Raw genomic sequence first — 21,041 nt, 5'->3', positions numbered from 1 at the left:
AACCCCCGTGCACGCCGAATGGGACCACGCCCACACCGACTACGGCGCCCTGCCCGGCCGCCCGTCACCGGCGGGACTCGCCGACACCGACGCCGACTGGTACCAGCGCCTCGAACAAACCCCCAACGGGTGGCTGCTGCGCGACAACTCGATGCTTCGCTCGCTCGCCGCCGGCACCCCGATCCACCTCCTCCACCTGACCCGCGACCTGGCGGCCGTGCGCGCCAGCGGCCACCTGCGGGCCTCCACCGGCTGCTTGGTCGGGGCTGTCTACGGCTCCCCGCTCACCCCGGTGCCCGGCGGCGGGCTGCGGCCCCACAACCTCGGCTCGTACCTCCTGGAGAGCCGCAGCAGCCTGGCGAGCCGGAGCAACAGCACACCGCTGGTCATCGAGGTGAACCCCGTCGGCCCGGCGTCGCTGAAGGGGCTCCACTACCTGCGCCTGGGAGGCGTCCACCTGCGCGCCTACCGGGAATACCGACACGTCCTCACCGCCGCCGAGGACACCCAGGTGCTGCGATCCATCGTGGACCGGGTACGCGTCGCGGCACCGTTCCTCGACGCCCTCCTGCACAACGCGAGCGGCAAGGCGACACCCGACGGGCCGTTCATCGACGCACTCGCCGCCACGGTTCCGGTCCTCCCCTACCTCGGCTACCTGTACTTCGAGACCGTCGCCGAGTACCTGATGCTCCACTCCACCAGCCGGGCCACCCGCGAGTACGCGGACCGCGGGGAGATGAACCATCGCCGCCACGTAGGAAGTCGACCTCATCGACTTCCCACTCCACCCCCTCGCCCCGGCCCGCCCGCGAAAGCCCGACACCCGTGGGGGCAGGTGGAAGCCGCCACCGTGGCGCGACCGCTCAGGGGCGTCGACCATCCCCCACTTCGCCGACATGCAGAGCCAATTGACGCTCAGTTCGAACTGCCACTAGTGTTGTTGCAGTTTGATCGGTGAGGCGACGGTCCCGAAGGGAGCACGGTGAGCATCAGCAGCAGGAGCGCGGTGGCGATTCACGCACTCACCATGCTCGGACGCTGGAACCGCTCACTGACCTCCGCGGAAATCGCGGAGAGCCTGGCCGGCAATCCGGTCCTGGTGCGGCGGATCCTCGGCAGCCTGCGGGACGCCGGCCTGGTCCGGTCCACCGAGGGGCGCAACGGCGGCTGGTCGCTCGCCCGGCCCGCCCGCGAGATCACGCTCCACCACGCGTACACCGCCGTGGAGGCGGGGCCGATCCTTTCGCGGCACCCGCATCCGCCGAGCGCCGAATGCGAGGTGGGACGGAACATGCAGAAGCTGCTCGAGGTGGAGTTCCAGGACGCGGAGCGGGCCCTGGAGGAACGGCTCGGGCGGACGACGATCGCCCACCTCGTCCGGCAAGTGCTGGACAGCGAGCGCGAGGTCGCGCAGCGCGTCACCGACTGACCGACGGCGGAGGCACTGCCCTCCGCCTTTCTTTTACCCAAACTGCCACCATCATGGTGGCAGTAAGTCGCCCGGAGGGCCCCGTATGACTTCCGCATCGACAACGACCGGACGGACCGGCTCGGGACTCGGCTTACTCGCCGTGCTGATGCCCGCGATCCTCGTCACGGTCACGGCCAGCGACATGGTCAATCTGATGCTTCCGACGATCGGCTCCGAGTTCGGGGCCTCCGAGGCTGAACTCGCCTGGGTCGTCACCGGATTCCTGCTGATGTTCTCGGTCGGGATCCCCCTGTACGGCCGCGTCTCGGACCGCGTGAGCCTGCGCCGCCTCTTCGCCTTCGCGCTCCTCACCTACGCCGTCGGCAGCCTGGTCTGCGCGGTCTCCCCGAGTCTGGCCGTACTCGTGACCGGGCGGATCGTGACGGGCATCGGCGCGGCCGCGATCCCCGTGCTCTCCGTCTTCGCCGTCACGACGCTGCTGCCGCCGGAGCGGCGCGGCGTCGGGATCGGCGTCGTCTCCGCCGGTGCGGGCGTCGGCACCGCCGCCGGACCGGCCCTGGGCGGCGGCATCGGGCAGGCCCTCGGCTGGCACGCGCTGTTCTGGATCACGCTCGCGGTCTCGCTGCTACTCCTCCCGGCCGTACGCGTGCTCCCGGACGAGACTCCTCGGGGCTCGGGGCGGCTCGACCTCCCCGGCGGCGTGCTCCTCGGCCTCGGGGCCGGTCTCGTCCTGTTCGGCATGACCCGGGCACAGGTCTCCGGCTTCACCGAACCCCTGTCCTGGGGGAGCCTCGTGACGGCCGTCGCGGCGCTCGTGCTCCTCGGGGTGCGCACCGTCCGGGTCGATCAGCCGTTCGTTCCACCGCCGCTGTTCACCAACCGCGTCTACCGGACCGGTGTCCTCGTCGCGTTCCTGGCCATGGCCGTCAACCTCGGCGGCCTGGTGTTCGTCCCGCTGCAGCTGGTGGAGGTCGATCGACTCGCCCCGGGTGAGGGCGCTCTGGTCATGGTCCCGGCCGGAATCGTGACCGCGCTGCTCTCGCCGTGGATCGGACGCCTGGCCGGCCGGGTCGGCACCCGGCTCCCGGTGCTCTCCGGGCTCGGCCTGATCGGGCTGTTCTCGCTGTTCCTCTCGTCCTTCACCGGCGGCTCCTCGGTGGTCTTCGCCGGAGTCGGGGTCCTCGGGCTGAGCATCGGCTTCATGCTCGTGATGACCACCGTCATCGGCGCCGCGGCCGGCGAACTGCCCCCCGAGCAGGTCGGTGTGGGCCTCGGGATCCTCCAGGGAGCCCAGTTCCTCGGGGCCGGTACCGGTCCCGCCGTGTTCGGCGTGCTGGCGTCCGCGCGGCAGCAGGGCGGCAGTGCCGCCATCAACCCCCTCTACTCCGGCGACGGCGGCTCGGCCTACTCCGACGTCTTCCTGGCCATGGCCGCGGTCGTCGTCCTCACGTTCGTCGTCGCGGCACGGATGCGCCCGACGGCCGGCCCCGCACACCCAAGGGCCGACCCCGGGGCCGAGGCCGAAGCCGGGGCCTGACCGGAGGAGGCCGGGGCCTGACGGGAGGTCCAGGTAACGGCGCGGGAAGCGCCCCGGCCCGGCGTCAGCTCAGCAGGCCCGCCGTGTGGAGATGGTCGAAGACGAGCCGGTCGACGGGAGACGAGCGGTGCCGGTCACCGTAGGTGAGCCAGGCGACCTCCTCGATCTCGCTGCTCGCCTCCAGGCGCCCTTCGCACGCTGCCGTGTAACAGGTCATCCGGACGAGGACGCCGTCCGGGTGGCCGTGGGCCTGAGCCTCGAACACTCCCAGCAGTACCGCCGACTCCGGCGCGATGGCGACGGTGAGTTCCTCCCTGATCTCCCGCAGCAGGGTGTCCGGGTCGCTCTCCCCGGGCTCCCGTTTGCCGCCGGGCAGGTAGTAGGCGTCCTTGCCGCGTGAACGCGTGCTCAGCACCTTCCCGCCCTCGGTGTGGATCCAGGCCACTTTGTCGATGACAGCTGCCACGTCCCCGCCTCTCTTGGTCAGTGGGTGTGGTCGGGCCAGCCCGGAGTGGGGGTGCCCATCGACTGGCCCGGGCGCAGGATCGGGATGCCGGTCTGGACGGGGCTGCACGTGATGAGCCTGCCGGCCGCGTCGTGGATGCACGTGTGCTGCGGGTCGGGTTCCTGCGGGTTGGAGTGGCAGTCGGTGCAGGCCGTCGGGGCCAGGTTGTGCGGGTCCTGCGCCGCCGGGGCCTTGGGCTTCCCCGCGGGCGCCCCTTGCGGCTTGGACGCGGGGGTGGCCTCGGCCTTCGCGGTCGGCTTCCGGGCGGCGGTCGGGGCGCTGCTCCCGGGCTCCTCGGCCTCCGGCTCGACAGAAGCGGAAGCCGGGGCCGGGGCGGGCTCCGGCACCGCGGACGGACTCGGCGAGGGCTGCGCCTCGGTCGGCTCGGGCGTCGGCGTCGCCGACGGCTCGGCGGTCACCGTCACGCTCGGCGTGGCCGCGCCTGCCCCGACCGGCGCCGTCGGCCCGCCCTCGCCACCGGACACCGCCCAGACCGATCCGCCCACCAACAGCAGCGCCGCCAGCCCGGCCGGCACCACCAGCCGGGGCCGCAGGAACCTCCGCGGCCGCGCTCCCTCGTCCGTTTCCGCCATCGCCGTTTCCCCCCGCTCACAGCCGCGCCCACTGCGCGGCGGACCGGCAGGATCGTAGCGACGGGCCCGGACACTCGCGTGCCCGGGCCCGCCCGAGGGGCGTCAGTGCGCGGCGGCCTCCCAGTTCGGGCCGACGCCGACCGAGACGTCCAGCGGGGCGCGCAGCGGGTAGGCGCCCGCCATCTGCTCGCGGACGAGGGCCTCGACCTGCTCGCGCTCGCCCGGGGCCAGCTCCAGCACGATTTCGTCGTGCACCTGGAGAAGCATCCGGGAGGTGAGGCCGGCCGTGCGCAGCGCCTCGTCCACCCGGAGCATGGCGATCTTGACGATGTCGGCGGCCGAGCCCTGGATCGGGGCGTTCAGGGCCATCCGCTCGGCCATCTCGCGCCGCTGGCGGTTGTCGCTGTTGAGGTCCGGCAGGTAGCGGCGGCGGCCGAGCAGGGTCTCGGTGTAGCCCGTCGCCCGGGCCTCGTCGACGACCCGGCGCAGGTAGTCCCGCACGCCGCCGAAGCGCTCGAAGTAGGTGTCCATCAGGCCCTGGGCCTCGGCCGGCTTGATGCCGAGCTGCTGCGAGAGCCCGTACGCGGACAGCCCGTACGCCAGGCCGTAGGACATCGCCTTGATCTTGCGGCGCATCTCGGCGTCCACCGCGGCGCCCGGGACCTCGAAGACCTGGGACGCGACGGTGGTGTGCAGGTCCTCGCCGGAGGCGAAGGCCTCGATCAGCGCCTCGTCCTCGGACAGGTGCGCCATGATCCGCAGCTCGATCTGCGAGTAGTCGGCGGTGAGCAGCGACTCGTAGCCCTCGCCGACGACGAAGGCGCGGCGGATCGCCCGGCCCTCCTCGGTGCGGACCGGGATGTTCTGCAGGTTCGGGTCCTGCGAGGAGAGCCGGCCGGTGGCGGCGACCATCTGGTTGAAGGTGGTGTGGATGCGGCCCTTGGGCGAGACGGTCTTGAGCAGGCCCTCGACGGTGGTGCGCAGCTTGGCCTGATCGCGGTGGCGCAGCAGGATGACCGGCAGTTCGTTGTCGGTCTGGGTGGCCAGCCAGGTGAGCGCGTCGGCGTCGGTGGTGTAGCCGGTCTTGATCTTCTTGGTCTTGGGGAGCGCGAGCTCGCCGAAGAGGATCTCCTGGAGCTGCTTGGGCGAGCCGAGGTTGAACTCGTGCCCGGCGGCGGCGTGCGCCTCCTCCACCACGCGCTGGATCTCGGCGGCGAACTGGGCCTCCAGGCCGGTGAGCCACTCGCGGTCGGCGGCGATGCCGTAGCGCTCCATGCGGGCCAGCAGGGCGGCGATGGGCAGTTCCATGTCGTGCATCAGCCCGGCGGCGCCGACCTCGGCGAGGCGGGTGTCGAAGAGCGCGGCGAGGTCGAGCACGGCGCGGGCCTGCAGCATCAGCGACTGGGCGTGCGCGGTCGGGTCCTCCTCCGGTGCGTCGAAGGCGAGTTGGCCGCTCTCGGCGGCGGGGGCCGGGCTGAGCGAGCGGGCCAGGTACTCCTCGGAGAGCACCTCCAGGGTGAAGGTGCGGCGGCCGGGCTTCTCCAGGTAGGCGGCGAGCGCGGTGTCGGCGACGACGCCCCGGATCGTCCAGCCGCGCTCGGCGAAGGCGCGCATGACCTGCTTGGCGATGTGCAGGGCCTTGGGGGCGGTGGCGTCGGCGAGCCAGCCGGCGAAGGCCCGCTCGTCCTCCTCCGCGAGCAGCGCCGGGTCGAACCAGGCGGCGGCCTCGCCCTCCCGTCGCCCACCCCCACCCTTGTCCGAGGCGCTCTGCGCCGCCCCTACTGTTGCGAGGGCCACTTCGGTGACCTCGCCGGAGCCGAGCGCCCACTGGTAGACGGCGGCGAGCGCGACGGTGGTCTTGCCGTCGGAGGCGTGCTCGGCCAGCCAGGCGGCCAGGGTGCCCGGGTCGGTGAGGAGTTCGCCGTCCACCTCGACGCCGGGGGAGAGCTCGGCGGCTTCCTCCTCGCCGGCGGACGGGTCGATGCCGAAGACCCGGTCGCGGAAGTTGGCGTTGCGGAACTCCAGCGACTCCATCAGGGTGCCGACGGCGCCCTTGTCGAACGGCTTGCGGTCCAGGTCGGCTACGCCGAGCGGGAGTTCGACGTCGCGCACCAGCTCGGTGAGCACCCGGTTGCGCCTGACCGAGTCGAGGTGGTCGCGCAGCTTCTCGCCGATCTTGCCCTTGACCTCGTCGGCGCGGGCGACGAGTTCGTCGAAGGAGCCGAACTGGTTGACCCACTTGGCGGCGGTCTTCTCGCCGACGCCGGGGATGCCGGGCAGGTTGTCGGACGGGTCCCCGCGCAACGCGGCGAGGTCCGGGTACTGGTGGGGGGTGACGCCGTACTTCTCGGTGACCTTCTCCGGGGTGAAGCGGGTGAGCTCGGAGACGCCCTTGGTCGGGTAGAGCACGGTGATGTGGTCGGTGACCAGCTGGAGCGAGTCACGGTCGCCGGTGACGATGTCGACGTCGTAGCCGGCCGCCTCGGCGGCGGTGGCCAGGGTGGCGATGATGTCGTCGGCCTCGAAGCCCTCGGCCGTCAGCCGGGGGACGTTCATGGCGTCGAGCAGTTCGCCGATCAGGCCGACCTGGCTGCGGAACTCGTCCGGCGTCTTGGCACGGTTGGCCTTGTAGTCGGGGAACTCGACGGAGCGGAAGGTCTGCCGGGAGAGGTCGAAGGCGACGGCGAGGTGGGTGGGCTGCTCGTCCCGGACGGTGTTGGCGAGCATCGAGGCGAAGCCGTAGACCGCGTTGGTGGGCTGGCCGGTGGAGGTGTTGAAGTTCTCCACGGGCAGGGCGTAGAAGGCCCGGTAGGCCATCGAGTGCCCGTCGAGCAGCATCAGCCGGGGCCGCGGGCCGGCCCCGCCGCCACCCGTCGCGCCCTTGTCCGTACTCTGCGTAGCCACGTCAACGTCCGTTCCTGCCGATTCCACTACCGGCCACCGATCCTATGGCCCGGCACCGACAAAAAGGACGCCGCGCCGGTCCGACCGCACCTGCTACCTACGAGTAGGACGGTCGTACGATCACAGGCGGCACATCCCCGAGCGGCAGGAGCTTCCCCATGACCGATGCGGCCCCCGACACCGCCCCCGTCCTGCACGTCCCGCAGGACGTGCTGGACCACTTCGCCAAGCTCGGCGTGAACCCGGAGACCTTCTCCGGCGGCCACCTCGGCGAGAAGCTCGGCATCCGGGTCGTCGAGGCCTCCGGCGACCGCGTCGTCGGCACCATGCCCGTGGAGGGCAACCAGCAGCCGTACGGGCTGCTGCACGGCGGCGCGTCGGCGGCGCTGGCCGAGACGCTGGGCTCGATCGGGGCGATGCTGCACGCCGGCCCCGGCCGGTACGCGGTCGGCGTGGACCTCAACGCCACCCACCACCGCTCGGCCACCTCCGGGCTGGTGACCGGGGTCGCGACGGCCGTGTTCAAGGGCCGTACCGCCGCCACCTACGAGATCGCGATCACCGACGACACCGGCCGGCGGATCACCAGCTGCCGGCTGACCTGCATGCTGCGCGACCTCTGACGCCCGGAGACCCGACAACGTCCGTCGGGCATCCGCGAGTTCACTCCGGACGACATCAAGTCCCTTTTCCGCCCCCTTGTTTGACCTTCCGCCACCCTGGGCAGGCGTTGGTCTGGACAGGGGGGCGTTCGCATGTCCGGGCGCATCCGGCGCAAAACCGGCGCCCGTAACGCTGCGTAACAAGTGAGAAATCCGATCAATTGCCGGTTCCGGGGCCTTCAGGCGCCCCGGGGCCGCTCGGTCGCGCCCTCGATGTCCGCAATGCGGACGCTCAAGGCCGAAACCAGGGCATCGGACACCAGTGTCCGATAGTCGACGCTGCCAGCTGCAACCCCCATTTCTGGCCCTTACATCGCCCCATCAGCGCGTAAACGCCCGACATCGCAGGGTCGATCGAGCCGGAACGACCACATGGTGAGACAAATGCTCCGTGTGCTCATAACAAGAGAATCACAGCCTGCCCCCAACACTGCCCGAGCCGCCCAACGGCATCTAGAGTCACGGCCAGTCACCGCGCCATTCGATTGGGCCAGGCCCTCCGCGCATTTCGGCTCCCGCCACTCAGGCGCGGGCGCCTCCTGAACCGAAGGGGACCCTCGTGCGTCACCGTTCAGCAGTTGTCGTGAGCATTGCCGTGATCGGCGCCCTCAGCCTCAGCGCCTGCGGCTCCCGCGGAGAGAAGAAGGGCGGCGACGGCGGCAACGCCAACTCCGGCTCCACCACCGTCGTCATCGGTGTCGACGCCCCGCTCACCGGCGACCTCTCCGCCCTCGGCCTCGGCATCCGCAACTCCGTCGACCTCGCGGTCAAGAAGGCCAACGAGACCAACGAGGTCCCCGGCATCAAGTTCGAGATCAAGGCCCTCGACGACACCGGCAAGCCCGCCCCCGGCCAGCAGAACGCCACCCAGCTGGTCGGCGACTCCAAGGTCCTCGGCGTCGTCGGCCCGCTCAACTCCAGTGTGGCGCAGTCGATGCAGCAGATCTTCGACGACGCGAACCTGGTCGAGGTCTCCCCCGCCAACACCGGCGTCGCCCTCAGCCAGGGCGAGAAGTGGGCCAACGGCGAGAAGAAGCGCCCCTTCAAGTCCTACTTCCGCACCGCCACCACCGACGCCGTCCAGGGCCCGTTCGCCGCCCAGTTCCTCTACAACGACGCCAAGAAGACCAAGGTCTTCCTGATCGACGACCAGAAGACCTACGGCGCGGGCCTGGCCGGCACCTTCAAGGGCGAGTTCACCAAGCTCGGCGGCACCCTGGTCGGCGAGGAGCACGTCAACCCCGACGACCGCGACTTCGCCGCCATCGTCACCAAGGTCAGGAGCTCCGGCGCCGAAGCCGTCTACTACGGCGGCGAGTACCCCGCGGCCGGCCCGCTCTCCCTCCAGCTCAAGGAAGCCGGCGTCAACATCCCGCTGATGGGCGGCGACGGCATGCAGAGCGGCGACTACATCAAGCTCAACCCCAAGAGCGCGGGCGACTACGCCACCGCCGTCGGCCTGCCCGTCGAGACCCTCGACACCGCCAAGAAGTACATCGCCGACTACAAGACGGCCGGCTACAAGGACGCCTACGAGACCTACGGCGGCTACTCCTACGACAGCGCCTGGGCCATCATCCAGGGCGTCAAGCAGGCCGCGAAGGACAGCAACGGCAAGGCCCCCACCCGCCAGGCCGTCCGCGACGCCGTCCAGAAGGTCACCTTCGACGGCGTGACCGGCACGGTCTCCTTCGACGAGTTCGGCGACACCACCAACAAGCAGCTCACCGTCTACGTCGTCAAGGACGGCAAGTGGGCCGTGGAGAAGTCCGGCACCTTCAAGGGCTGACGCCAAGTCACCAACAGCACCACCAGCGCCACTTCTCCACCACCGCGCGCGGGGGCGCCACGAGTGCCCCCGCGCGCACCCACATCCACCACCCACGCGGACACCCCCGAACGCACTACGGAGGCCCAGCGGTGCACGACCTACCGCAGCAGCTGGCCAACGGCCTGATCCTCGGCGCCCTCTACGGGCTCGTCGCGATCGGCTACACGATGGTCTACGGCATCGTCCAGCTCATCAACTTCGCCCACGGCGAGATCGTCATGGTCGGCGGCTTCGGCGCCCTGACCGCCTACCTCGCCCTCCCCGGCGGCACCACCCTGTGGCTGGCCCTGCCGCTCATGCTGATCGCCGGCATCCTGGTCTCCACCCTCACCGCCGTCGCCGCCGAGCGCTTCGCCTACCGCCCCCTGCGCAACGCCCCCCGGCTGGCCCCGCTGATCACCGCCATCGGGCTGTCCATCTTCCTCCAGCAGCTCGTCTTCTCCTTCTACCCGGACGCCAAGAAGGCCCGGGTCTTCCCCAAGCTCCCCGGCGACCCGTTCAGCCTCGGCTCCGTCACCATCCAGCGCAGCGACCTCTTCCTGATCATCGCCGCCCCGCTGTGCATGCTCGCCCTCGGCTGGTTCGTCACCCGCACCCGCTCCGGCCGCGCCATGCAGGCCACCAGCCAGGACCCCGACACCGCCAAGCTGATGGGCATCGACACCGACCGCATCATCGTCATGGCCTTCGCCATCGGCGCCGCGTTCGCCGCCGTCGCCGCCGTCGCCTACGGGCTGCGCAGCGGCCAGGTCGACTTCCGGATGGGCTTCATCCTCGGCCTCAAGGCCTTCACCGCCGCCGTCCTCGGCGGCATCGGCAACATCTACGGCGCCATGCTCGGCGGCATCGCCCTCGGCCTCGCCGAAGCCCTCGCCACCGGCTACATCCAGCACCTGCCCGGCATGCACCTCTTCGGGGGCGGCGCCTGGAAGGACGTCTGGGCCTTCGTTCTCCTCATCCTCGTACTCCTGATCCGGCCCCAGGGCCTGCTCGGCGAGCGCGTCGCGGACAGGGCGTGACCACCATGACCACCACCCACACCGAGACGACCCCGGTCATCCCGCTGCCGGCCCGCGCCGCCGCGGCCGTCACCGGACTCGGCGCCCTCGCCACCGCCGCCTCCGCCGCCATGTCCTGGACCTGGACCTCCGAATTCCCCGGCGACCTCACGTACTACGGCTCCCCGGCCGGCCTCCAGTGGCTCGCCCTCGCCGCCGGCCTGCTCACCCTCGTCCTGCTGCTCGCCGGCCAGGGCGTCCCCGGCCTGCGCTGGGCCGCCCCCGCCCGCAGCAACAACGCCGTCCTGTACGCCGCCACCGGCGCCCTCGCCGTCGCCGTCTACGCGGTCGCCTCCATCTCCGCCGAACTCGGCGGCCTCGCCAACCTCGAACCCGGCGGCTGGGTGCTCGCCGCGGGCGGCCTGATCGCCGTCCTCGGCGCCCTCGGCCTGCCGCTCGACCGCCGCACCGCCGTCCCGCTGCGGATCCTCGACAAGCGCCTCTTCCTGCTCGTCCCGGTCGCCCCCGCCGCCTGGTTCGGCGCCCACGCCATCCCCGAGGACAAGCCGGTCGCCCCGGTCATGACCGCCCTGGCCGGCGGCCTCGCCATCGCGGCCGGCGCCGTCCTGCTGCTCCAGCTCGGCCACCTCGCCAACAGCGGGCTGCGGCTCGGCCGGATCGACCGCCCGCTGGCCACGCCGCGCGCGCTCCCCTCCTGGGTCGAGGTGCTGCTGATCGTCCTCGCCTTCGGGATCGGACTGTTCGCGATCACCTTCGGCATCGACACCGAGTACGGCGAACTCTTCACCGGCTACCTGCTGTTCGTCGCCCTCGCCGTCCCCGCCCTCGCCAAGTCCGGCCTGCTCGCCCGGCTGCGCGCGCTGACCGTCAAGCACCGCCCGGTCACCACCGGCGCCGCCTTCGCCGCCGCCGCCGGCTTCCCGTTCACCCAGACCAGCGACCAGTACACCTCGGTCGCCACCAACATCCTGATCTTCGCCACCGTCGCCCTCGGCCTCAACATCGTCGTCGGCCTGGCCGGCCTGCTCGACCTCGGGTACGTCGCCTTCCTCGGCGTCGGCGCCTACGCCGCCGCCCTGGTCTCCGGCTCCCCCGCCTCGCCCATCCACGTCCAGTTCCCGTTCTGGGCCGCGATGCTCACCGGCGCCGTCGTCTCGATGATCTTCGGCGTACTGATCGGCGCCCCCACCCTGCGGCTGCGCGGCGACTACCTCGCCATCGTCACCCTCGGCTTCGGCGAGATCTTCCGCATCACCATGCTCAACCTCAACGGCACCACCGGCCCCAAGGTCACCAACGGCTCCAACGGCATCCCCCGCATCCCGGACCTCCAGATCCTCGGCTTCGACCTCGGCAACCCGCACACCGTCCTCGGCGTCGAACTCGGCCGCTTCTCCAACTACTACCTGCTGATGCTGCTGGTCACCGCCCTCGTCGTGCTGGTCTTCGCCCGGGTCGGCAACTCCCGCATCGGCCGCGCCTGGGTCGCCATCCGCGAGGACGAGACCGCCGCCGAGGCCATGGGCATCAACGGCTTCCGGCTCAAGCTGCTCGCCTTCGCCCTCGGCGCCCTCCTGGCCGGCCTGGCCGGCACCGTCCAGGCCCACGTCAGCTACACCGTCACCCCCGACCAGTACACCTTCGCCGAGGCCCTCCCGCCGAACTCCGCCTTCCTGCTCGCCGCGGTCATCCTCGGCGGCATGGGCACCATCAGCGGCCCGCTGGCCGGCGCCACCCTGCTCTTCCTCATCCCGAAGAAGCTCGAATTCCTCGCCGACTACCAGCTCCTCGCCTTCGGCGCCGCCCTCATCGTGCTCATGCGGGTACGCCCCGAGGGCCTCATCCCCAACCGGCGCCGGCAGCTGGAGTTCCACGAGGCCGCCGTCCCGGCCCAGGCCTCCGACGAGCCGACCGCACTCACCAAGGCAGGGGCGTGACCGACCCGATGACCACCACCGCCGCACCCCTGCTCGAAGTCACCGGCGTCACCATGCGCTTCGGCGGCCTCACCGCGGTCAACGACGTCTCGCTGACCGTCGGCGAGGGCGAGATCATCGGTCTGATCGGCCCCAACGGCGCCGGCAAGACCACCTTCTTCAACTGCCTCACCGGCCTGTACGTCCCCACCGAGGGCGCCGTCCGCTTCCGCGACACCCTGCTGCCGCCCAAGCCCCACCTGGTCACCCAGGCCGGCATCGCCCGCACCTTCCAGAACATCCGGCTGTTCGCCAACATGACCGTCCTGGAGAACGTCCTGGTCGGCCGGCACACCCGCACCAAGGAGGGCATCTTCTCCGCCATCCTGCGCGGCCCCGGCTACCACCGCGCCGAGGCGCAGAGCCGCGAGAAGGCCATGGAACTCCTGGAGTTCACCGGCCTCGCCGAGAAGGCCGACCACCTCGCCCGCAACCTCCCGTACGGCGAGCAGCGCAAGCTGGAGATCGCCCGCGCCCTGGCCTCCGAACCCGGCCTGCTGCTGCTCGACGAACCCACCGCCGGCATGAACCCCCAGGAGACCCGGGCCGCCGAGGAACTCGTCTTCGCGATCCGCGACAAGGGGATCTCCATCCTCGTCATCGAGCACGACATGCGCTTCATCTTCAACCTCTGCGACCGCACCGCGGTACTCGTCCAGGGCCAGAAGATCGTCGAGGGCGACCGCGAGACCGTCCAGAACGACGAACGCGTCATCACCGCCTACCTGGGCGCCCCGCTCGAAGGCACCACCCCGGCTGCTACGGAGTCCGACCAGTGACCGCACTTCTCGAAGTTCAGGACCTCCGCGTCGCCTACGGCAAGATCGAGGCCGTCAAGGGCATCAGCTTCACCGTCGCCCAGGGCGAGGTCACCACCCTCATCGGCACCAACGGTGCCGGCAAGACCACCACCCTGCGCACCCTGTCCGGCCTGCTCAAGCCCACCGCCGGACGGATCACCTTCGACGGCCAGGACCTGAGTGCGGTGCCCGCGCACAAGATCGTCGCACTCGGCCTCGCCCACTCCCCCGAGGGGCGGCACATCTTCCCCCGGATGACCATCGAGGAGAACCTCCTCCTCGGCGCCTTCCTGCGCACCGACGCGGCCGGCATCACGGCCGACGTCGAGCGGGCCTACGGGCTGTTCCCGATCCTCGGCGAACGCCGCCGGCAGGCCGCCGGGACGCTCTCCGGCGGCGAGCAGCAGATGCTCGCGATGGGACGGGCGCTGATGTCCCAGCCCAAGCTGCTCATGCTGGACGAGCCCTCGATGGGCCTGTCCCCGCTGATGATGCAGAAGATCATGTCCACCATCGTCGAGCTGAAGTCGTCCGGGACGACCATCCTCCTGGTCGAGCAGAACGCCCAGGCGGCGCTCTCCCTGTCCGACCGCGGCTACGTCATGGAGACCGGCCGCATCGTCCTCTCGGGGACGGGAGCCGACCTCCTGCACGACGAGTCCGTCCGCAAGGCCTACCTCGGCGAGGACTGAGCCCCTGAACGCGCGAAGGGCCCGGCAGAAACGCTCTGCCGGGCCCTTCGCGCATGCCTTACTCGGACTTGCCCTCTTCCGCCTTCTTGCGGTCCTGGGCCTCACCCTCCTCGATGACCGCCTCGGCCACCGCCGCCATCGTCATCCGACGGTCCATCGAGGTCTTCTGGATCCACCGGAAGGCCGCCGGCTCGTTCAGCCCGAACTTGGTCTGGAGCACGCCCTTCGCCCGGTCCACCAGCTTCCGGGTCTCCAGTCGCTGGCTGAGGTCCCCGATCTCCTTCTCCAGCGCCCGCATCTCCGCGTACCGGGAGACCGCCATCTCGATCGCCGGCACCAGGTCCGACTTCGAGAACGGCTTGACGATGTACGCCATCGCCCCGGCATCGCGGGCCCGGTCCACCAGCTCCCGCTGCGAGAAGGCCGTCAGCATCAGAACAGGCGCCAGGTGCTTCTCGTGGATCTGCTCGGCCGCGGACAGCCCGTCCAGCACCGGCATCTTCACGTCGAAGATCGCCAGGTCCGGCTTCAGCTCCTCCACGAGCCGCACCGCCGTCGCCCCGTCGCCGGCCTCACCGACGACGGTGTACCCCTCCTCCTCGAGCATCTCCTTGAGGTCGAGGCGGATCAGCGCCTCGTCCTCGGCGATCACAATTCGGGTGATCTGGGGCGGATCGGTCTCAAGCGGCTGCGCCTGCTCGTCGGCGGTGCTCACGGGGCTCCTAGTACTGCAACAGTGCTTCCGGCGGGGTACTGCATGCACGAGGGTACCTAGCTGCGCCAGACAGTGCTCACAGGGTATCCTTCACGGACGCGAACAAGCCGAGTTGGTGGAAGGGCAGACACGATCGCCTCAAAAGCGATTGCCTGAAAGGGCGTGTGGGTTCGAATCCCACACTCGGCACCAGAATTTTCCTCATATTCCCAGGTCTGGGGGAATTCACCTTATCCAGTGGACCACACCCAAAGCGTCCACCACCCGGTCTAACGTGTCTCAATCTGACGCACATGACCACTCTTTCTGTGCGCGAACAAGCAGTCCGCCTCCTTCGCCGGGGCGTCCGCAACGCCGAGGTGGCCCGCCGACTCGGCGTCCCGAACGGCACGGTCGGCGCTTGGAAGCATTACGACCGCGCCAAGCACGGCAAGCTCCCCGGCCGCAAACGCTCCACCTGTCCGCACTGCTACGGCGACCAGTTGAACCACCCTGCATACGCCTACCTCCTGGGCCTCTACCTCGGCGACGGGCACATCCTGCTGCCCAACGAGTACCGCAGGACCCAAAGCCTCCAGATCACCTGCGACGAGAAGTGGCCGGGTGTCATGGACTCCGTCGAGCAGGCCATGCGCCAGGTCCTCCCCAACAACAAGCCATGCCGAGTCCAGCGCACCGGTTGTCGCGACGTCAAGGTCTACTCGAACCACCTGACGTGCTACTTCCCCCAACACGGTCCCGGCAAGAAGCACGAGCGCACCATAGCCCTGGAGCCCTGGCAGCAGAAGATCGTCGACGCCCACCCCTGGGAGTTCCTCCGCGGCCTGATCCACTCCGACGGCTGCCGCATCACCAACTGGGCCACCAGGACGGTCGGCGGCGTCAAGAAGCGCTACGAGTACCCGAGGTACTTCTTTACCAACACGTCCACCGACATCATCGGCATCTTCACCGCCACCCTCGACGCCGTCGGCGTCCAGTGGAAGGCTGCAATCCCCCGCTCCACCGGCCAGGTCAACATCTCCGTCGCCCGCAAGGACTCCGTCGCCCTCATGGACGCCCACATCGGCCCCAAGCACTGACAGCGGCGCAGCCCCCGAGAGGGCCGCGCCGCCGAGGGGCCTCAGGCGTCCAGCGTTCCCACGTGGTGGACGCGGACGAGGTTGGTGGAGCCGGCCAGGCCCGGGGGCGAACCCGCCGTGATGACGACGATGTCGCCCTTCTGGCAGCGGCCGAGCGAGAGCAGCGCCGCGTCGACCTGCTCGACCATCTGGTCCGTCGTCGGGGCGAACGGGCCGAGGAAGGTCTCCACGCCCCAGGTGAGGGCGAGTTGGCTGCGGACGGCCGGTTCGTAGGTGAAGGCGAGCACCGGAATCGGCGAGCGGTAGCGGGTCAGCCGGCGTGCGGTGTCGCCGGACTGGGTGAAGGCGACGAGGTACTTGGCGTGCAGGAAGTCGCCGATCTCGGCGGCCGCGCGGGCGACGGCGCCGCCCTGGGTCCGCGGCTTGCTGCCGGTGGTGAGCGGCGGGAGGCCCGCGGCGAGGATGTCGGTCTCGGCGGCCTCGACGATCCGGGCCATGGTCTTGACCGTCTCGACCGGGTACTTGCCCACCGAGGTCTCCCCGGAGAGCATCACCGCGTCCGTGCCGTCCAGGACGGCGTTGGCGACGTCGGAGGCCTCCGCGCGGGTCGGCCGGGAGGCGTTGATCATCGAGTCGAGCATCTGGGTCGCCACGATGACCGGCTTGGCGTTGCGGCGGGCCAGCTTGATGGCGCGCTTCTGGACCAGCGGGACCTGTTCGAGGGGCATCTCCACGCCCAGGTCGCCGCGGGCCACCATGATCCCGTCGAAGGCGTCGACGACGGACTCCAGGTTCTCCACCGCCTGCGGCTTCTCGATCTTGGCGATGACTGGGACGTGGCGCCCCTCCTCCGCCATGATCCGGTGGACGTCCTCGATGTCCCGCCCGCTGCGGACGAACGAGAGCGCGATGAGGTCGGCCCCGGTCCGCAGCGCCCACCGCAGGTCGGCGACGTCCTTGTCGCCGAGTGCGGGGACGGAGACGGCGACGCCGGGGAGGTTGAGGCCCTTGTGGTCGGAGACCAGGCCGCCCTCGATGACCAGGCACCGCACGTGCGGCCCGTCGACGGCGACGACCTCCAGGGTGACCCGGCCGTCGTCGACCAGGATGCGCTCACCGCGGCTGACGTCCCCGGCGAGCCCGGAATAGGTGGTTCCGCAGCGGTCCTTGTCCCCCACGACGCCCTTGTCGGTGGAGATGGTGAACTCGTCGCCGCGTTCGAGAAGTACCGGCCCGTGGGCGAAGGTGTCGAGCCGGATCTTCGGGCCTTGAAGGTCGACGAGGATGCCGACGCTGCGGCCGGTCTCGTCGGCGGCCTTGCGGACGCGGCGGTAGCGTTCCTCGTGCTCGGCGTGCGTGCCGTGGCTGAGGTTCAGTCGGGCGATGTCCATCCCGGCGTCGACCAGGGACTTGATCTGGTCGTACGAGTCGGTGGCGGGCCCGAGGGTACAGACGATTTTTGCTCGGCGCATAGTGCTGAGACTAGGCATTACCGGCGCGTAACCACGACGCGGGTCCGGACTGCGGGATGACCGTTGCCATAAGGCCAGTTGAACAATCTGACACATCCTCGGACCGCTGTGCGAGCGCCCCTCCCCACGCCCCTCCCTCACGCCCGCCGAGCCACCCTCCGATGCGATTCCGTGAAGGGGTGTTCACCCGCGGTTCACCGCCGCTTCCGCCACCGCTCCCCGCCCGGCGGGACGCTCGTCACCCCCGGGCGGCTGCCCGGGCGCCCCGGGTGACCACCCGGACGAAGTAGCGGACGAGGGGGAGGCGTTCGGCATGCGACGCGCACTGGGGGTGGTTGCGGCCCTGGCACTGCTAGGCGGGGTCGCCTTCGCGCTGATCCCCGACGACCCGAAGAAGGACACCGCCAAGACGGTCACCGTCACCGGCCTGATCGGCTCGGAGAAGCGCGCCTTCTTCGAAAACCCCGATGTCAAGGCCGAGTTGGCGAATCAGGGCCTGGACGTCCGGACCGACTCGACCGGCTCCTGGACGATGAGCGACCAGGCGGGCAAGACCCCGGGGCTGGACTTCGCCTTCCCGGCGAGCGCCGCACCGGCGCGGGAGATCCAGCGCATCTGGAAGCTGCAGGACTCCCCGTTGGTGCCGTTCTACTCGCCGCTGGTGATCGTGGCACACGAGCCGGTGGCCCAGGTCCTGAGGAACAACAAGCTGGCCGACGTGGACACCGCCACCGGCGTCTGGACGTTCCGAATGGACGAGTACGTCAACGCGCTGAAGAGCGGCCGCAGATGGGAGGACCTGGCCGGCGCCCGAGAGCACCCCGAGCTGTCCGGCCAGCTCTTCGTGACCACCACCGATCCGGAGAGCTCGTCCTCCGGCGCGATGTACCTCGCGCTGCTCTCCTACATCGCGAACAACCACCAGGTGGTGTCGGACGACACCGGCGTCGCCGCCGTCAAGGACGTCCTGCACACCGCGAACGCGCTGCAGGGCATCCAGAAGAGCAGCAGCGACGAGCCGTTCCGGGACTTCGGCGCGGGGATCGGCAGCCCGCTGATCTTCGCGTACGAGTCGCAGGCCGCCGCCCTGTCGCTGCAGGGCAAGCCCACCGGGGACATGGTGGTGCTCTACCCGGACACCACGGTCTACTCGGACCACACCGTCGTGGCCCACACCGACAACGGCCGCAAGCTCGCCGACGTCCTCCAGAACAACGAGGTGCTGCGCGGTCTGGAGGCCCGGTTCGGGCTCCGGCCGCAGGCCAGGCCGGAGGCCTTCGCGAACCTGATGCGGGACAAGAAACCGACCTTCGCACCCGATCTGACCGCCGCCAAGGTCAAGCAGGCGACCCTGCCCTCGCTGGACAACCTGATCAAGCTGACCGCCGCGGCGAAGGGGACCAAGTGACCATCCCGACGAAACGCCGCGGCCGGCTCGTGGCCGCGGTGGCCGCCGTGCTCGCCGCGGCCACCGCCTGCACCTCCTCCGGTGGCCCCGGCCCAGGCCCCAAGCCCACCGACCCGCCCGCCGAGACGGCCCGTCCCGGGGTGCTGCGCGTCCTGGCCGGCAGTGAACTCCAGGACCTGGCACCGGTCCTGGAGGACGCACGGAAGGCCACCGGGGTGACCGTGCAGTTCTCCTGGACGGGCTCCCTGGACGGCGCGGACACCGTCTCCTCGGGCCGGGCCGACGGCAAGTACGACGCCGTGTGGTTCCCGTCCAACCAGTACCTGCGACTCGATCCGGCCGGCAAGTCCAAGGTGGTCTCCGAGACCCCGGTGATGGTCTCGCCGGTGGCGATCGGGGTGCGCTCCTCCGCGCTCGGCGAACTTGGCTGGGGCGACGGCTCGAAGGTCACCTGGGCGCAGGTCGGCGACGCGGCCGCGGCCGGCAAGCTGCCGTACGGGATGGCCGACCCGTCCCGCTCCAACTCGGGCTTCTCCACGCTCGTCGCGGTGGCCTCGGCCTTCTCCGGCGCGGGCGCGGCGCTGACCGACGCGGACGTGCAGAAGGCGAGCCCGCAGCTGAAGGAGTTCTTCAAGGGCCAGAAGCTGACCTCCGGTTCCTCCGGCTGGCTGGCGCAGGCGTACACCCGGGCCGAGTCGGGCGTGGTGGGCGCGCTGGTGAACTACGAGTCGGTGCTGCTGTCGCTGAACAAGACGCTGCCGCCGCAGCAGCAGCTGACCGTGGTGCGGCCGGTGGACGGCGTGGTGTCGGCGGACTACCCGCTCTCGCTGATGTCCTCCGCCGCGCCGGAGCAGCGCGACTCCTTCCAGCGGCTGACCGCGTACCTGCTCAAGGAGGACGTGCAGAAACGCATCTCCGAGGTGACGCTGCGCCGCCCGGTGACGGCGGGCGTGGCCCCGGCCGCCGGGCTGCCCACGGACCGCCGCAAGGAGCTGCCGTTCCCTGGCACCAGGGCGGTCGCGGACGGCCTGCTGGCCGCGTACCAGAACGAGCTGCGCCGCCCGTCCCGGACGGTGTACGTGCTGGACACCTCGGGCTCGATGGAGGGCTCGCGGATCGCCGCGCTGAAGACCGCGCTGGGCCGGCTGACCGGGGCGGACGACACCCGCGGGGTGCGCCGCTTCCGCGACCGCGAGGAGATCACGCTGCTCTCCTTCGCCTCCTCGGTGAAGTGGACCAAGACCCACGTGGTGCCGGCCACCGGCAGTCAGCCGGGCCCTCAGGCGGAGCTGGCGTCGATCAACGCGGACGTGCAGTCGCTGGCCGCCTCGGGCGGCACGGCGGTGTACTCCTCGCTGGAGGAGGCGTACCGGGTGATCGAGCGCCAGCAGGCGGCGGCCGGCGACGACCGGTTCACCTCGATCGTGCTGATGACCGACGGGGAGAGCAACGCCGGCGCGACGGACGGCGACTTCAAGCGCTTCCACGACGCGCTGCCGGCCGGGGAGAAGTCGATCCCGGTGTTCCCGATCAAGTTCGGGGAGGCGGCGGTGAACCAGCTCCAGGGGATCGCGGACCTGAGCGGCGGCAAGCTGTTCGACGGGACGGGCTCGCTGGACGGGGTGTTCGAGGAGATCCGTGGCTACCAGTGACGGGTTCGGCCCCCGGGTGCTGCGCTACCTGGAGTCGGCCCGGAACCTGGTCGGCTGCGCGGGCGGCGCGGTCGGTCTGGGGCTGCACTTCGCCGGGCTGGGCGGGGCCTGGTGGCCGGGGGTCGTGGCCGGGCTGTACGGGGTGGGCGCGCTGCTGACGCCCGCCCCGGAGCCCCGCCCGAGAACGCCACGCCAGGGGCGGACGGAGGTTCCCGGGTCGCACGTGCCGGAGCACGGGGAGCCGCCGTCCGCGCTGCCCGAGCCGGAGCCGGCCCCCGTGCCCGACCCGGAGCTGGTGGCGCTGGCCGCGTACCTGGAGAGCGTGCCGCTGCCGCCCTCGGCCGGGGTGGACGGCCTGCTGGCGGCGCTGCGCGAGGCCGGGCCGGGCCCGGTGGCGGAGCGGATCGTCCGGCACCGGCTGCCGGTCGCGGTGGCCGGTTACCTTCGGGCGCGGACCTGGCAGCCCTGGGCGGCGCCGGACGATCCGGACCCGGCGCTCCGGCTGGGCCACGAGGTCGACCGGCTCATGGGCGAACTGTCCTGACCCACCGTCCGCCCTACCACCCCGGACCTCCCCCGTTCCCGTCACGAACGAGTCGCCAAGATCTCACCTCTTGGACAGGTCCGGGGACTATCCAGCACCCCGGCCCGCACGGCACACTTCTACGCGCGTCCTTCTACGCGCGTGGACGCGTACACGCACACTTGCCAACGAATGCCAGTTGACGGTCCATCTGCCGTCGTTCCCACTCGGGAGA

Annotated in this window: 18 protein-coding genes and 1 tRNA gene; 14 read left to right on the top strand and 5 right to left on the bottom strand. The window is 70.7% G+C overall.

Annotation, left to right across the window (positions count from 1 at the left end):
* Positions 1 to 7 precede the first annotated feature (7 nt).
* From ACIRRH_RS02960 to ACIRRH_RS02950, 3 genes are all read left to right on the top strand, one after another.
* Entirely contained in the window at positions 8 to 961 is a 954-nt protein-coding gene (locus tag ACIRRH_RS02960) for a hypothetical protein (RefSeq protein WP_403060770.1), read from the top strand.
* 24 nt (positions 962 to 985) lie between these two features.
* Positions 986 to 1,432 carry an RrF2 family transcriptional regulator gene (locus tag ACIRRH_RS02955; protein WP_403060767.1) on the top strand — a complete coding sequence of 149 codons (447 nt, stop codon included), beginning with the start codon at positions 986 to 988 and terminating at the stop codon, positions 1,430 to 1,432.
* An 85-nt stretch (positions 1,433 to 1,517) separates the two neighbouring features.
* Positions 1,518 to 2,972: an MFS transporter gene (locus tag ACIRRH_RS02950; RefSeq protein ID WP_403060764.1), complete on the top strand. Its 1,455-nt coding sequence runs from the start codon at positions 1,518 to 1,520 to the stop codon at positions 2,970 to 2,972.
* A gap of 64 nt (positions 2,973 to 3,036) precedes the next feature.
* Here the strand turns inward: ACIRRH_RS02950 and ACIRRH_RS02945 are convergent, their stop codons facing one another.
* The 3 genes from ACIRRH_RS02945 to polA form a co-directional block, all read right to left on the bottom strand.
* Positions 3,037 to 3,438 (bottom strand): NUDIX domain-containing protein, encoded by a 402-nt coding sequence (locus tag ACIRRH_RS02945; RefSeq protein WP_403060762.1) that lies wholly within the window; start codon positions 3,436 to 3,438, stop codon positions 3,037 to 3,039.
* A gap of 17 nt (positions 3,439 to 3,455) precedes the next feature.
* Positions 3,456 to 4,070 carry a hypothetical protein gene (locus tag ACIRRH_RS02940; protein ID WP_403060759.1) on the bottom strand — a complete coding sequence of 205 codons (615 nt, stop codon included), beginning with the start codon at positions 4,068 to 4,070 and terminating at the stop codon, positions 3,456 to 3,458.
* Between the two features lie 102 nt (positions 4,071 to 4,172).
* Complete coding sequence (gene polA / locus ACIRRH_RS02935; protein ID WP_403061107.1) at positions 4,173 to 6,908, bottom strand: DNA polymerase I; 2,736 nt, start codon at positions 6,906 to 6,908, stop codon at positions 4,173 to 4,175.
* Positions 6,909 to 7,132: 224 nt separating this feature from the next.
* Here polA and ACIRRH_RS02930 point away from each other — a divergent pair, with 224 nt between their 5' ends.
* The 6 genes from ACIRRH_RS02930 to ACIRRH_RS02905 all read left to right on the top strand — a co-directional run bounded on the left by ACIRRH_RS02930 (position 7,133) and on the right by ACIRRH_RS02905 (position 13,954).
* A complete protein-coding gene (locus ACIRRH_RS02930) occupies positions 7,133 to 7,597 on the top strand; it encodes a PaaI family thioesterase (protein WP_224275458.1) in 465 nt (154 codons plus the stop codon).
* Positions 7,598 to 8,195: 598 nt separating this feature from the next.
* Complete coding sequence (locus tag ACIRRH_RS02925; RefSeq protein WP_403060756.1) at positions 8,196 to 9,425, top strand: branched-chain amino acid ABC transporter substrate-binding protein; 1,230 nt, start codon at positions 8,196 to 8,198, stop codon at positions 9,423 to 9,425.
* Between the two features lie 131 nt (positions 9,426 to 9,556).
* Entirely contained in the window at positions 9,557 to 10,486 is a 930-nt protein-coding gene (locus tag ACIRRH_RS02920; RefSeq protein ID WP_224275464.1) for a branched-chain amino acid ABC transporter permease, read from the top strand.
* 5 nt (positions 10,487 to 10,491) lie between these two features.
* Complete coding sequence (locus ACIRRH_RS02915) at positions 10,492 to 12,423, top strand: branched-chain amino acid ABC transporter permease (RefSeq protein ID WP_403061105.1); 1,932 nt, start codon at positions 10,492 to 10,494, stop codon at positions 12,421 to 12,423.
* Between the two features lie 8 nt (positions 12,424 to 12,431).
* Entirely contained in the window at positions 12,432 to 13,241 is an 810-nt protein-coding gene (locus ACIRRH_RS02910) for an ABC transporter ATP-binding protein (protein ID WP_403061103.1), read from the top strand.
* Positions 13,238 to 13,954: an ABC transporter ATP-binding protein gene (locus tag ACIRRH_RS02905; protein ID WP_403060753.1), complete on the top strand. Its 717-nt coding sequence runs from the start codon at positions 13,238 to 13,240 to the stop codon at positions 13,952 to 13,954. Before ACIRRH_RS02910 ends, ACIRRH_RS02905 begins: the two co-directional genes overlap by 4 nt.
* Positions 13,955 to 14,012: 58 nt before the next feature.
* Here ACIRRH_RS02905 and ACIRRH_RS02900 read toward each other — a convergent pair whose 3' ends face one another.
* The gene (locus tag ACIRRH_RS02900; RefSeq protein ID WP_403060750.1) at positions 14,013 to 14,669 is read right to left on the bottom strand and encodes an ANTAR domain-containing response regulator; all 657 of its coding nucleotides are present in this window, start codon (positions 14,667 to 14,669) and stop codon (positions 14,013 to 14,015) included.
* 106 nt (positions 14,670 to 14,775) lie between these two features.
* On the opposite strand from ACIRRH_RS02900, the gene ACIRRH_RS02895 reads away from it, so the two are divergent.
* Both ACIRRH_RS02895 and ACIRRH_RS02890 read left to right on the top strand, forming a co-directional pair.
* Positions 14,776 to 14,861: transfer RNA gene (locus ACIRRH_RS02895), tRNA-Leu, on the top strand.
* A 101-nt stretch (positions 14,862 to 14,962) separates the two neighbouring features.
* Positions 14,963 to 15,751 carry a helix-turn-helix domain-containing protein gene (locus ACIRRH_RS02890; RefSeq protein ID WP_403060747.1) on the top strand — a complete coding sequence of 263 codons (789 nt, stop codon included), beginning with the start codon at positions 14,963 to 14,965 and terminating at the stop codon, positions 15,749 to 15,751.
* 41 nt (positions 15,752 to 15,792) lie between these two features.
* On the opposite strand, the gene pyk is transcribed toward ACIRRH_RS02890, so the two are convergent.
* On the bottom strand, positions 15,793 to 17,223 hold the full coding sequence (gene pyk, locus ACIRRH_RS02885) for a pyruvate kinase (RefSeq protein ID WP_403060744.1): 1,431 nt from the start codon (positions 17,221 to 17,223) through the stop codon (positions 15,793 to 15,795).
* Between the two features lie 313 nt (positions 17,224 to 17,536).
* Between pyk and ACIRRH_RS02880 the strand changes: the two genes are divergently transcribed.
* From ACIRRH_RS02880 to ACIRRH_RS02870, 3 genes are read left to right on the top strand one after another with little or no spacing between them, the layout of a single operon-like run.
* Positions 17,537 to 18,631 (top strand): hypothetical protein, encoded by a 1,095-nt coding sequence (locus ACIRRH_RS02880; protein ID WP_403060741.1) that lies wholly within the window; start codon positions 17,537 to 17,539, stop codon positions 18,629 to 18,631.
* A complete protein-coding gene (locus ACIRRH_RS02875) occupies positions 18,628 to 20,283 on the top strand; it encodes a VWA domain-containing protein (RefSeq protein WP_403060738.1) in 1,656 nt (551 codons plus the stop codon). Before ACIRRH_RS02880 ends, ACIRRH_RS02875 begins: the two co-directional genes overlap by 4 nt.
* Complete coding sequence (locus tag ACIRRH_RS02870; RefSeq protein WP_403060735.1) at positions 20,270 to 20,827, top strand: hypothetical protein; 558 nt, start codon at positions 20,270 to 20,272, stop codon at positions 20,825 to 20,827. The genes ACIRRH_RS02875 and ACIRRH_RS02870 overlap by 14 nt, the downstream gene beginning before the upstream one ends.
* Positions 20,828 to 21,041 lie beyond the last annotated feature (214 nt).

Source organism: Kitasatospora sp. NPDC101235 (genome assembly GCF_044767505.1).
In the GTDB taxonomy this organism is placed as follows: Bacteria; Actinomycetota; Actinomycetes; order Streptomycetales; family Streptomycetaceae; genus Kitasatospora.
The sequence above is the reverse complement of the archived record's forward strand: the minus strand, read 5'-3'. Positions and strand labels throughout refer to the sequence as shown.

Coding starts and splice junctions, on each gene's coding strand:
- ACIRRH_RS02950 (WP_403060764.1), top strand. CDS start 1,518: ATGACTTCCGCATCGACAACGACCGGACGGACCGGCTCGGGACTCGGC.
- ACIRRH_RS02940 (WP_403060759.1), bottom strand. CDS start 4,070: ATGGCGGAAACGGACGAGGGAGCGCGGCCGCGGAGGTTCCTGCGGCCC.
- polA (WP_403061107.1), bottom strand. CDS start 6,908: ATGCTGCTCGACGGGCACTCGATGGCCTACCGGGCCTTCTACGCCCTG.
- ACIRRH_RS02930 (WP_224275458.1), top strand. CDS start 7,133: ATGACCGATGCGGCCCCCGACACCGCCCCCGTCCTGCACGTCCCGCAG.
- ACIRRH_RS02915 (WP_403061105.1), top strand. CDS start 10,492: ATGACCACCACCCACACCGAGACGACCCCGGTCATCCCGCTGCCGGCC.
- ACIRRH_RS02910 (WP_403061103.1), top strand. CDS start 12,432: ATGACCACCACCGCCGCACCCCTGCTCGAAGTCACCGGCGTCACCATG.
- ACIRRH_RS02890 (WP_403060747.1), top strand. CDS start 14,963: ATGACCACTCTTTCTGTGCGCGAACAAGCAGTCCGCCTCCTTCGCCGG.
- pyk (WP_403060744.1), bottom strand. CDS start 17,223: ATGCGCCGAGCAAAAATCGTCTGTACCCTCGGGCCCGCCACCGACTCG.
- ACIRRH_RS02880 (WP_403060741.1), top strand. CDS start 17,537: ATGCGACGCGCACTGGGGGTGGTTGCGGCCCTGGCACTGCTAGGCGGG.